At 69.5% G+C, this 11,658-nt stretch carries 11 protein-coding genes; 2 read left to right on the top strand and 9 right to left on the bottom strand.

Going from position 1 to position 11,658, the window contains the following annotated elements; translation table 11 throughout:
- Positions 1 to 128 precede the first annotated feature (128 nt).
- Positions 129 to 848, bottom strand: coding sequence for a SigB/SigF/SigG family RNA polymerase sigma factor (locus ABZ794_RS03055; protein WP_238690120.1), 720 nt, complete (start codon positions 846 to 848; stop codon positions 129 to 131).
- 613 nt (positions 849 to 1,461) lie between these two features.
- Between ABZ794_RS03055 and ABZ794_RS03050 the strand changes: the two genes are divergently transcribed.
- Together ABZ794_RS03050 and ABZ794_RS03045 are read left to right on the top strand one after the other, a co-directional pair.
- Positions 1,462 to 2,754: a protein kinase gene (locus tag ABZ794_RS03050; RefSeq protein ID WP_357513913.1), complete on the top strand. Its 1,293-nt coding sequence runs from the start codon at positions 1,462 to 1,464 to the stop codon at positions 2,752 to 2,754.
- 84 nt (positions 2,755 to 2,838) lie between these two features.
- Positions 2,839 to 4,614, top strand: a complete 1,776-nt coding sequence (locus tag ABZ794_RS03045; protein ID WP_357513911.1) for a substrate-binding and VWA domain-containing protein — start codon at positions 2,839 to 2,841, stop codon at positions 4,612 to 4,614.
- An 85-nt stretch (positions 4,615 to 4,699) separates the two neighbouring features.
- Here the strand turns inward: ABZ794_RS03045 and ABZ794_RS03040 are convergent, their stop codons facing one another.
- The 8 genes from ABZ794_RS03040 to ABZ794_RS03005 all read right to left on the bottom strand — a co-directional run bounded on the left by ABZ794_RS03040 (position 4,700) and on the right by ABZ794_RS03005 (position 11,654).
- Positions 4,700 to 5,716, bottom strand: a complete 1,017-nt coding sequence (locus ABZ794_RS03040; protein WP_210786700.1) for an ABC transporter permease subunit — start codon at positions 5,714 to 5,716, stop codon at positions 4,700 to 4,702.
- Positions 5,713 to 6,594 carry an ABC transporter ATP-binding protein gene (locus ABZ794_RS03035; protein WP_210786702.1) on the bottom strand — a complete coding sequence of 294 codons (882 nt, stop codon included), beginning with the start codon at positions 6,592 to 6,594 and terminating at the stop codon, positions 5,713 to 5,715. Before ABZ794_RS03035 ends, ABZ794_RS03040 begins: the two co-directional genes overlap by 4 nt.
- The gene (locus tag ABZ794_RS03030) at positions 6,591 to 6,980 is read right to left on the bottom strand and encodes a GntR family transcriptional regulator (RefSeq protein WP_210786704.1); all 390 of its coding nucleotides are present in this window, start codon (positions 6,978 to 6,980) and stop codon (positions 6,591 to 6,593) included. Before ABZ794_RS03030 ends, ABZ794_RS03035 begins: the two co-directional genes overlap by 4 nt.
- 89 nt (positions 6,981 to 7,069) lie before the next feature.
- Positions 7,070 to 7,894 (bottom strand): 5-deoxy-glucuronate isomerase, encoded by an 825-nt coding sequence (gene iolB, locus ABZ794_RS03025; protein ID WP_210786730.1) that lies wholly within the window; start codon positions 7,892 to 7,894, stop codon positions 7,070 to 7,072.
- A 45-nt stretch (positions 7,895 to 7,939) separates the two neighbouring features.
- Positions 7,940 to 9,127: a glycoside hydrolase family 88 protein gene (locus tag ABZ794_RS03020; protein WP_210786706.1), complete on the bottom strand. Its 1,188-nt coding sequence runs from the start codon at positions 9,125 to 9,127 to the stop codon at positions 7,940 to 7,942.
- A gap of 84 nt (positions 9,128 to 9,211) precedes the next feature.
- The gene (locus ABZ794_RS03015) at positions 9,212 to 9,889 is read right to left on the bottom strand and encodes a hypothetical protein (RefSeq protein ID WP_210786708.1); all 678 of its coding nucleotides are present in this window, start codon (positions 9,887 to 9,889) and stop codon (positions 9,212 to 9,214) included.
- Positions 9,890 to 9,894: 5 nt separating this feature from the next.
- Positions 9,895 to 10,791 carry a carbohydrate ABC transporter permease gene (locus ABZ794_RS03010; RefSeq protein WP_210786710.1) on the bottom strand — a complete coding sequence of 299 codons (897 nt, stop codon included), beginning with the start codon at positions 10,789 to 10,791 and terminating at the stop codon, positions 9,895 to 9,897.
- Entirely contained in the window at positions 10,791 to 11,654 is an 864-nt protein-coding gene (locus ABZ794_RS03005) for a sugar ABC transporter permease (RefSeq protein ID WP_238689881.1), read from the bottom strand. The genes ABZ794_RS03010 and ABZ794_RS03005 overlap by 1 nt, the downstream gene beginning before the upstream one ends.
- Positions 11,655 to 11,658: the final 4 nt, after the last annotated feature.

The following is an 11,658-nucleotide window of genomic DNA, read 5'->3' as shown; positions in this document are numbered from 1 at the left end:
TTGCAGCGAAAACCGGCTCGCTAGTGGCTGTCCTGACGAAGATGTCAGGAATCTCCGTCCGGCGACTCCTGCCCGTCGGCCCGGCGGCGGCCGGATCCACCGATCGCCGCAGGTCACCGGCCCGCCCCTCAAGGGGTGGCAGTGAGCTGCACCCTCAGCTTGGCCAGCGCGCGGGTCAGCAGCCGGGAGACGTGCATCTGTGACACCCCGATCTGCTCGGCGATGCCCTGCTGGGTCAGGTTGCCGTGAAAGCGCAGTGCGATGACCCTCCGTTCCCGGTCGTCAAGGACCGCCGCCGCCGACGTGAGAGCCACCCTCAGCTCGGCGAGGGCGAGTTCGTTGTCGTCGCCGCCGAGAGTGTCGCCCAGTTCCCTGGAGGTGGTGCCATCGCCGAACGGGGTGGACAGTGAGACCGCGTTGTACGCGCGGGCGCCTTCCAACCCTTCGAGGATCTCCTCCTCCGTGAGGTCGAGATGTCGGGCGATGTCGGCGACGGTCGGCGAGCGGCCCAGCAACTGGGTGAGGCTGTTGTTGGCCTCGCCGATGGCCATCCGCCGCTCCTGCAACCGCCGGGGAACCCGCACGTCCCAGGTGCGGTCACGGAAGTGACGCTTGATCTCTCCCACGATTGTGGGGACCGCGTAGCTGACGAATTCGATCCCACGCGAAGCGTCGAACCTGTCGATCGCGTTGATCAGGCCCAGTGCTGCCGTCTGGGTCAGGTCCTCGTTCGGCTCGCCGCGGCCGCTGTAGCGCCGGGCGAGGTGATGGGCCAACGGGAGCCATGCCTCGATGGCCTGGGCGCGGGCGGCGGGCCTGGACGGATGGCCAGCCGGCAGCGCGACCATCACGGCGAGGAGTTGGCTGGCCGGCGACTCAGGCGTGGTGCCGCGGTCGGCCGGGCTGTTCGTCTGTGCGGGCCGACCCGTCGAAGTGGTGGTCATGGGTTCCTCCGCTGTCCGGTCTGGGCGTCGTCGCGACCCCGCGTGGGGAGGCCGCGTCGTGCTCAGACCGGGCGGGTCGCCAGCCGCCCGCAAACCTGCATCAATGGATATCAGGTGGGCCTTCACGGCCGATGCGGTTGCTGGCTCGTCGGTCACGTGCGGACCTCCCGAGACTCGGGATCGTGTCGGGCACGTGGCTTGACCCAGAGAAGAGCCTAGAACGGTCGGCAGGGTTCTGCCACTCAGCAGCCGTGCCGGCCCGAGCCCGGCCAACAGAGCTGACAAGGAGCCGGCGGTGATCTCACGCGGGCCATGGAAGACCTGTTCAGCGCACCCTGCGACAAACCGGGGCCGGCGCTGTCGCACCGGTTGCGTCGTCGTACCGGATGGCCCTTGGCGAATGGGTCTTCTTCGACCTCGACCCATTGTCGAACGTCCTCGGTCGCCGGCGGCCGACATGGCACGATGGCCGTGTCCTGCGCCGCCGGTGGCCGGGCACGACACTGATGGAGTCGGGATGTCAGAGCTGGCCGGCCCGCCGGTGCCGGGGTTGGCGAAACTGTGGACGCACGACCCGGTCACCGCCGGCCCGTATCGCCTGGTCGGGCGATTGGGTGCGGGTGGGCAGGGGGTCGTCTATCTCGGCGAGGACGACGCCGGTGACCGGGTCGCGGTCAAGATGGTCAACGTCGACCTGAGTGATCCACGGGCGCGGTCGCAGTTCGTCAAGGAGATCGCCGCAGCCCGCCGGGTCGCTCCGTTCTGCACCGCGCAGGTGCTCTTCGCGGAGGTGGACGGCGAGCGACCCTACGTGGTCAGTGAGTTCATCGAGGGCCTGACCCTGCACCGGCACGTCCGCGAGCGTGGTCCGGTGACCGGTAACGCCCTGCACCGGCTCGCGGTCGGCACCGTCACGGCGCTCGCGGCGATTCACAGTGCCGGGGTGGTGCACTGCGATCTGAAGCCGGACAACGTGGTGCTGGGCGTGGACGGTCCTCGGGTGATCGACTTCGGTATCGCCCGGGCGTTGGGCAACACCGAGACCGCCTCCAGCCGGGTCATGGGGACCACCGCCTACATGGCACCGGAGCGGTTCCGCAACGACGTGATCGGTCCACAGTGCGACGTCTTCGCCTGGGCGGCCACTATCGCCTTCGCCGCCGGTGGTCGGCCGCCGTTCGGCAACGACTCGCTCTTCGCCGTGATGCACCGGGTGCTGAACGATCCGCCCGACCTGCCGGCGATGCCTCCCGTACTGGACGAGCTGATCCGGGAGTGCCTGGCCAAGGACCCGGCGGACCGGCCGGCTGCCGAGCGCGTGTTGGTGCGGCTGCTTCGGCAGGATGGCAGGGTCACCGAGCCGCTACGTCGGGAGAGCCTGCTCGAAGCCGGCAACGAGACCGCGGGCGCGCCGACTCCGAACCAACCGCTCCCCCAGCTCACGCCGACGGCGTCGCAACCGGGCGCGACGCAGCCGCAGGTACCGGCCCGGCCGACGGTGCCGACCCAGGCCCGACCGGCCCAGCCGGCACACCCGCCGGTGCAGACCCAGCCGGCACACCTGCCGGCGACGGGGCCCGGCATGGGTGCTGAGGGCGGTGGCACGTTGCGGCGGCTGCGTCGTGAGGCCCTCGACGCCTGGGGCATCTCGACAGCGCTCTTCCTCGGTTCGGTTGGGGCCGCCGCCGGCTACGTCGCGTCGAGCGCTGTCGGCCCGGCCGCCGCGGTCGGGGCGGTCGCCTTCGTCGTGGTCTACCTGGTTCGACTGCTGGTCGCGACGGCCCTCGGGAGACGGCCCGACCGCAGGTGACCGGCGCGCTGGGGTCGGGTTCGCCGACTGGCGCCGCATCGATAGGTTGACTGCCACCAGCCGCCCGCCGAGGAGGACGTCCCGATGGCCCCACCCGCTACGCGTACGCGGCAGTGGTTGCCGTACACCGCCGCCGTCACCGCCGGGCTGGTGGTCATCGCCGGGGCGTTCGTGTTCGTCCGACAGCGCGAAGCGGGCACCGACTGCGCCACGATCCTCCAGGTCAACTCCTCGACGGAGAAGGCGGCTCTGCTGGTTGACCTGGCCGAGCGTTACAACCGCAGCGACCGGTCGATCAAGGACGGTGGCTGCGCCCAGGTGCACGTCAGCGCGTTGAACTCGGGCAAGGCCACCGAGGCGCTGGCTTCCGGCTGGACCCACACCGGCCTGCCGCAACCACAGGTCTGGCTGCCGACGTCGAGCCTCTGGACCGGCCAACTCCGGCTGCTCGATAAAGCCGCCGGGCGGGAGTTGCAGACTCCGGACCGCTACCCGTCGATCGCCAACAGCCCGCTGGTGATCGCGATGCCGCAGCCCAAGGCCGAACTGGTACGCAAGCGCGGATCGTTGGGCTGGGGAGAGATCCTGGGCCTGTCCGGGCGGGACGGGTGGGCGGACTTCGGCAAGCCGGAGTGGGGCCGTTTCACCTTCGGCAAGGACAACCCGAACCTGTCCACATCCGGGCTGGCGGCGACCATCGCCACCTACTACGCGGCGGTGCGACGGGCCAGCGACCTGACCCGGTCCGACCTGGCCGACCCGACGGTCACCCAGTTCGTCCGCCGGATCGAGGCCAACGTGTCGCACTACAGCGACGACTCGGTGGACCTGCTGCGCAGCCTCGCCGAGGCGGACCTGGCCGGCGGGGCGGGCAGTACCGACGACATGAGCGCCATCGTCCTCCAGGAGGAGCTGGTGGACCTCTACAACACGGGTGCGCTCAGTCCTCGGCAGGAAGGGCAGGAGCGAGGCCGCCGGCCGAACGTCCCGCTGGTCGCCGTCCATCCCAAGGAGGGCACGTTCAACCTGGACCACCCGTTCGTGGTGCTGCCCTCCGCCGATGAGCGGCAACGCGCGGCGGCGGCCGACTTCCAGAAGTTCCTGACCGAGAATGACCAGCAGGCGAGCTTCGCCCGCCTCGGCTTCCGCGACCATGAGCGCCGCGCCTCGGCGGAGTTGCTCGCCAGCGTCGGCGCCGAGCCCACCGGCGGGCTGAACTACTTCGAGCCACCAGACCCGCAGGTGGTCAGCGCGATGCTGGACGGCTGGCGCACCCTGCGCAAGAAGGCCAACATCCTGATCGCCCTGGACACCTCGGGGTCGATGGAGGCGATGGTCGGCACCCGTACCCGTTTCCAGGTGGCCGCGGCGGCGGCGGGCAAGGGCCTCGCCCTGCTCAACACCGAAGACCGGGTGGGTCTCTGGTCGTTCTCCTCGGAGACGCAGCAGCGGCCGAAGAGCCCCTGGCGGGAGGAGGTCCCGCTCGGCGGGTTCGACCAGAAGCGGATCAACAGCAAGATCGCCGGCCTGCAGGTCGCTGGCGATACCGCGCTCTACGCGACGGTCCGGGCCGCACACCGGGAACTGCTCGACCGGTACGACCCGCAGCGGATCAACGCGATCGTCGTGCTGACCGACGGCAAGAACGAGTACAGCAAGGACAACGACCTGGCCCGGTTGCTCGCCGAGGTCGCCCTGGACCCGCAGCGTCCGGTGAAGGTGTTCTGCATCGCCCTCGACCGGGAGTCGGACTTCGCCACCCTGGACCGGATCGCCAAGGCATCGTCGGGCAAGGCCTTCGACGCCACCGACCCCACCAAGATCGACGAGGCGTTCGTGAAGCTGGTCAGCAGCTTCTGACCCTCCCCCGAGCCCGCTGGCCGGTAGCTACGGGCCGACAGGCAGGTGGGGCCAGGCGCTCCGCCTGCCCCCACCGGCTCTGCTGTCAGACGAGTCGGCGGCGAACCCACCAGAGACAGAACAGGGACAGCACGACGGTCAACGCGATCAGCACGCCGAACTCCCGCCATTGCAGGCCCCAGAACTTCGAGCCGGGCACGTAGCTCACCTTCAGGCTGAGGTTCTGCTCGCCCAGCCATCTCTGGCACGCCTCGCGCCCGCCGAGCGCCCTCGGTCCGCACCGGGTCAAATCGGCCGGACCAGTGAACTCCGCTCCGGTCGAGGTGATCGTGGTGCTCGACACCACCCAGTCACCCCTGCGGTCGGGCTCGACGTGGACCGTCATCCGCCCGGTGTCGGGGCTCATCGAGATCCCGAAGTCGCCGTCGAACGTCAGAGGGGTGACAGTGGTGATCGGCTGGGCCAGCCAGGGGCGTACCACGAACGGCGCGGCGATCTGGAGGCTGACCACCACCAGCAGGGTCACCGCCATCGCGCCCAGGGTCCGCCGCAGCAGCAGCCCGGTGGCGACACCCACAACGAAGGCCAGCGTCGCGTAGCCAACCGGGACGACCCCTCGGGCCGCGAACACCAGCGGGTTCATCCGGTCCGCCGAGGCCCCGTCGATCGGCTGCGCCCACTCGGTCAGCACCAGGCTGAGCAGGCCGGCACCGAGCGCGGCGGCGCCGCCCCCGACCGCCAGCTTGACCACCAGCCAGCGGCCGCGGCTGACGGACTGGCTGAAAACCATGCGGTACGTGCCGGACTCCAGCTCCCGGGCCACCAGCGGCGCGCCCCAGAAGATGCCCACCAGGGCAGGCAGCAGGTAGAGCGCCCCGATGGCGGCGATGTGGAACTCACTCGCCCATCCCGGTTGCAGCGCCTGGAGGAACGTCTCGGCGGCGGCACGACAGGCATCGCCCTGGCAGCCGGTGTATCCGGTCTGCGTGGCCAACTCGGTCACCTCCGACCAGGTCAGCGCCAGACCGCCCAGCAGCGCCAGCAACAGGGTGCCGGTGGCCAGGGCCGGGGTGCGGAACTGCCGCCACGTCATCCAGATCATCGCTGCCCCTCCAGAACCCGGCCCGTACCGTCGCCGGTGGCACCGCTCATGTACGCCAGCACGATGTCCTCCAGGTCCAGCCGGTCGACCTGCCAGGACGGGTCGACGATCGGCGCGGTGCTGCGCACCACAAGGGTCGACTGCACCTCGGTGTGACTCTGCTCGACCAAGGCTCGCCCGACGCCCAGCTCTGTGGTGTCGCGCCGCCGGCCGACCAGGCGGTGGTGGGTGGCGAGCAGGTCGTCCACGTCGCCGGCCACCCGCACCCGGGAGGCGACAAGCACGATCAGGTGGTCGCAGACCCGTTCCAGGTCGGCGACCAGGTGCGAGGACATCACGATGCTCATGCCCTGCTCTGCGGTCAGCTCCATCAGCCCCTGCAGGAAGTTGCGCCGGGCGAGCGGGTCGAGTGCCGCCACCGGCTCGTCGAGCAGCAGCAGATTGGGCCGCTTCGCCGCGGCGACGGTCAGGGCCAGTTGGGCGCGCTGGCCACCGGAGAGCTTGCCCGCCTTCTGTTTCGGGTCCAGGCCGACCTGGGCGATGCGCCGCTCGGCGAGCGCAGCGTCCCAGGACGGGTTGAGGTGCGCGCCCATCCGCAGGTGGTCGGCGACGGTCAGGCCGGCATAGACCGGGGTGTCCTGCGCGACGAACCCGACCTGCGGCGACCCGCTGACCGGCCGCGCGCCGAGCACCTCGATCCGCCCTGCGGTCGGATCGAGCAGCCCACAGGCCAGTTGCAGCAGCGTGGACTTACCGGCGCCGTTCGGCCCGACCAGACCCACGACATGGCCGGCCGGAATGTCCAGAGTGCAGTCATTCAGTGCGGAGCGCCGCCCGTACCGCTTGGTCAGACCGTCCGCAATCAGGGCGCTAGTCATCCTCGGGCCTCCGAAAATGTCCGAAAGCTGCTGAGGAAGAGCGCCTCGATGCTCTCGTCGTCCAGGCCCGCCTCCCGTGCCTCGGTCAGCCAGCGGGCCAGGCCCTGCCGCAGTGGCTCGTGCTTGCTCAGCGAGTCGCCGACCAGCGTGCGGGTGACGAACGTGCCCAGCCCGGGCCGGGCGGTGACCAGGCCCTCGTACTCCAACTCGCGGTACGCCTTGGACACCGTGTTCGGGTTGATAGCGACCCGGGCCACCACCTCCTTCACTGTGGGCAGCTTGTCGCCCTCGTTCAGAACGCCGAGCCGGAGCGCGTGCCGTACCTGTCGGATGAGCTGCATGTACGGCGCTACCCCGGACCGTGCGTCCAGGTGAAACTCGATCACCTCGCCACCCCATTCCACTAGTTGCCTAGCACAATAGGGCCATGGAGGGTCTGTCCGCTAGCTCGTTGCGATGGGTCCCACCGGCGTGACTACAGGCCGAGGCTCCGCAGGGTCGGTACGGTCTGGCCCACCCAGGCGAGATCGGCGTCCTCGCGAGCACCCTGGGTGCGTTGCGTGCCGGCCAGGAACCACAGGAAATAGGTGGTGTAGCCGGGTGCGCTGACCACTGTGTGGTACCCCTCGGGCATCATCTGCATCACGTGGTCACGGATGGTGACGTTCTCCTCGTACCCGTCGTCGGTGTAGACCCGGCTGATGCCGAACCCGTTCGCCGGGTTAACGCGGTAGTAGTACATCTCCTCGTGTGCGGCCTCGGCGGGCAGGTCGTCGACCTTGTGCCGGTGCGGCGGGTAGGTGCTCCAGTTGCCCGACGGCGTGTAGGTCTCGCCGACGATGAGCCGGCGGGCCGGCAGGTCCGGCTGGGAGACTTCGGTGAGGATCTGGTGGTAGGTGCGGCCAAAGTTTGCCGCTCCCCAGCGGCCGCCCACGACCTGCTCCGGTGCGATGACATAGGGGTCTGTGGCCAACTCGCTGGGTGCGCTGGGTAGGGCAATCTCCACGGCGGTGACGGCCTCGACGGTCACCGAGGAGCCGGCCGGGATGTAGACGGAGTGCGGCTTGCCGGAGAAGACGTCCGGACGCTGGCCGACCTGCGGGAAGTGGCGGCCGGCAACGGTGAAGCTGGCCGTACCACCGAGGATGACGGCCAGGATCTCCCGGTCACCGGACTCGCCGGTCCAGGATTCGCCGGCCGACAGCCGCAGCAGGGTGAAGTCCAGCAGCCGGCAGGGATTGAAGGGCAGCGTGTTGCGGCCGTCGACGGCGGGAACAGAGCAGTGGTAGCGGTAGTCCATGGTCACCTTTCGGGATGCGGGGCGGAGCGGGTCGGTGCGTGGCGGTCACCAGGGGCTGGTCCAGCCCGCAATGGTGGCGCGGGTGAGGGCTTCCAGGTAGAAGTAGTCGCCCCACAGGGTTCCCTCGTCGACGCCGACGCTCTTGGGTTTGTCGTAGACGCCGTGCAGGATCAGCGCGTTCGAGACCGGATGGCCGCCGGTGGAGTAGTGGCCGATGAGCGAGCGCAGGATCTCGGCGGCGGCTTTCCGGTACCGGTCGGCGCTGACCGTGTCGTCGGTAAGGCCGTCTGCCAGTTCCACCAGGCCGCAGGCGGCGATGGCCGCCGCCGAGCTGTCCCGCTCCTGGCCGCTGCCGTCGCCGAACTCCAGATCCCAGTACGCGACGTGGTCGTCGGGCAGGTGGGCGAGGAAGCGGTCGGCGCAGGTCCTCGCGGCGGCGAGCAACGCCGGGTCGCCGAGGTGCCGGTGGTTGAGGCTGAACCCGTAGATGCCCCACGCCTGCCCGCGCGCCCAGCAGGAGTGGTCGGAGTGGCCCTGTTCGGTTTCGCCGCGTAGCGGCGCGCCGCTGGCCGGGTCCCAGTAGAAGGTGTGGAAAGTGGTGCCGTCGGGACGCAGGATGTGCTGGCGCAGCTGAGCGGTGTGCCGGCGGGCCGCGGCGGCGTAGCGGTCGTCGCCGGTGCTCTGGCTGGCCCAGAAGAGCAGCGGCGTGTTCATGAGGCTGTCGATGATCGTGCGCCCGCGTTGGCGGGGGTCGTTCAGGTCGCCCCAGGCCTGGATGATTCCGGCGGGTTCGAGGACGCGCGTCATCAGGTGGTCGGCGGCGGCGAGAGCCGCGTCTCGGGCCTTTGGGTCGCCGGTACGGCGGGCCGGGGTGACGCAGGCGAGGGTGTAGAGGAACCCGAGGTCGTGGGTGTCCAGGTCGATGCCCTGGGTCATCCGGGCCGCGAAGCTGTCCACGTGGGAGAGCGCTGCCCGCAGGTGGCGCTCGTCGCCGGTCAGGTCATGTGCCAACCAGAGCATGCCGGGCCAGAAGCTGGTGGTCCAGCCGACGTTGGCGCCCTCCGGCTGGTCTCCGCTCGGTGGCCGGAGCGGGTAGCGGTTGGCGTCGGTGGTGTCCGCGGGGTACCGGTCGCCGAAGGTGGCGATGTTCGCGTCGACGGTACGTATCGCGGCTGCCACCGCGGCCGCCGTGGCTTCTGCGTCGGAGTTGGGACGGACGTCGGTCGCCGTCATGGATGCTGTTCTCCCTCGTGGGTCCGGTCCGGTGCCGGGCAGGTGTGTCGTCGGCGTCCCGGCTCGGTGGCCGGAACGTGGCGCTCAGGTGGTCTGGGGTGCTGTCGTCGGTGGGTCGAGGGCGGCGCGCAGGGTGAAGCGGCTGTTGGCCCATACGACGTAGAGCAGTGGCGCGGCGGCGAGGCCGAGCGCTATCGCGGGGCGGGCCGCCAGGATCTGGGCGAGCAGCACGAGGACGAGCAGAGACACGGCGGTGAGGTACCAGCGGCGCACCGCCAGATACACGCAGGCACGGGCCACCTCACGCAACCGCGCGGTGGGTCGGTCGGCGAGGGTCACCAGCCCGAGCAGCGTGGTGGCGACGGTGAGGACGATCAGGGTCGCCAGCACCGGCAGGGCGAGTGCCCCGACGCGGTGGCCCCAGGCGGCGCGGGCGTCGACGGCGAGCACCACCAGGGCGGCCATGGCCGCCGCCGTCCAGAGCGTCGCCGGCCGGGCGGTGGCTCGCCAGGCGCGGCAGTAGGTGCGCAGCACGCCGCCGGAGTCGCCGGCCGAGTAGGCGGACATGACCGCGAAGACCGCACAGAGCCCTGGCGCGCAGAGCGGAGCGGTCAGCGCGTACAGCGGCCACGAGCGGGCCGCCTCGGTGGTGAACGCGAGCGTCACCAGAGGCAGGCAGCCGAGCACCAGCAGCAGGTTGGTGACGAGCGCGACGTAGAACCCGTCGAAGACGGCGGTGATGGTGTTGTGGCGCGAACGCATGGGCCTCAACCCTTCAGTCCGGTCGAGGCGATGCCCTCGATGAAGTAGCGCTGGCCGAGCAGGAAGATGACGGCGACCGGCAGCACTGACAGCACCGAGCCCGTCATGATCAGCGCGTACTCGGCGTTGTACTGGGAGACGAAGGTGTTCAGCCCCAACTGGATGGTGCGCAGCTCCGGACTCCGCAGGTAGACAAGCGGGCCGAGGTAGTCGTTCCAGGTGGTCACGAACGTCAGCAGGGCCAGGCTGGCCAGCGCCGGCCGGGACAGCGGCAGCATGATCCGTCGGTAGATGCCGAACTCGCTGAGCCCGTCCACCCGAGCTGCCTCGCTGAGCTCCTCGGGAATCGTCTCGTAGAACTGCTTCATCAGGAACACGCCGAACGCGCCGAACGCCTGCAGCGCGACGATCGACCACAGCGTGTTCGACAACTGCAGCTTCGACATGAGGATGAACTGCGGAATCATGTACGACTGCCACGGCACCGCGATCGTCCCGACGTACGCCAGGAAGAGCGCGTTGCGGCCGGGAAAGCGGACCCGGGCGAAGCCGTAGGCGGCGAAGCTGCCGGTCACCACCTGGAGGAGGCTGACGACCACCGACAGCAGCAGTGTGTTCCCCAACCACGTCGTCATGTCCGAGCGCTGCCAGATGTCGAGGTAGTTTCGCCACACCACGGGATCGGGGAGCCAGGTGATCGGGATGGTGAAGACGTCGCTGTTGGTCTTCAACGACGCCACCACCATCCAGTAGAACGGCAGCAGCAGCCCCGCCGCCGCGAGCACGAGGGCGGCGTACCCGACAAGTCGCCAACCCCGGGACCGGACCGGTCGGCCGGGCGCGCTGCGGTTGCCGGGCGCGGCGACGGCCGGGGCGGGCAGGGAGAGGTCGGTAGCGGTCATCAGCTGTTCCTCCGCTTGTTGACCATGAACTGGATGACCGTGATGCTGAAGCAGATGGCGAACAGGACGACGGAGACCGCCGAGGCATAGCCGAACTGGTTCTCCTCGAAGCCCTTCTGGTAGATGTACTGCGAGAGCACCAGTGTCGACTGGCCCGGTCCGCCGCCGGTCATCACGAGGATGAGGTCGAAGACCTTGAAGCTTTCGATGGTGAGCAGCACTGTGACGAAGAAGGTGGTGTGCCGTAACCCGGGGAGGGTCACGTGCACGAACCGCTGCCACGGTGTGGCGCCGTCGGTCTCGGCCGCCTCGTAGAGCTGGGCCGGGATGGTCTGCAGGCCGGCCAGGAACAGCAGCATGTAGTAACCCATGTACCGCCAGGTGCCGACGATGATGACGGCCGGCATCGACCAGGTCGACGATGTGGTCCAGCCCGGCGCGTCGGCCACCCCGACGGCGCCGAGGAGAGCGTTGATCGGGCCGTACTCCGGGCTGAACAGCTGGTTCCAGACGATCGCGATCGCCACGATCGAGGTGATGTAGGGGAAGAACGCGACGGTGCGGAAGAACCGCACTCCGCGCAGTTTGCGGTTGAGCAGCAGCGCCAGCCCGAGTGAGGCCGCGAGGGTCAGCGGGATGTGGAAGACGGTGTAGTAGACGGTGTTGCGCAGTGCGGTCCAGAAGCTCGCGTCGCCCCACATTCGCCGGAAGTTGGCGGTGCCGGTCCACTCGGCCACCCCGAAGACGTTCCAGTTTGTGAAGGCCACGTAGAACAGCACGACCACGGGTAGCAGGGTGAGCACGGCGAAGCCGACGAAGTTGGGCAGGATGAACGACCAGCCGGCGACCGTGTTGCGCGACACCAGC

The sequence above is a fragment of the Micromonospora sp. NPDC047187 genome (assembly GCF_040643355.1).
GTDB classification, from domain to species: Bacteria; Actinomycetota; Actinomycetes; order Mycobacteriales; family Micromonosporaceae; genus Micromonospora; species Micromonospora salmantinae.
Note: the sequence above shows the minus strand (reverse complement) of the source record. Positions and strands in the feature narration are given on the sequence as shown.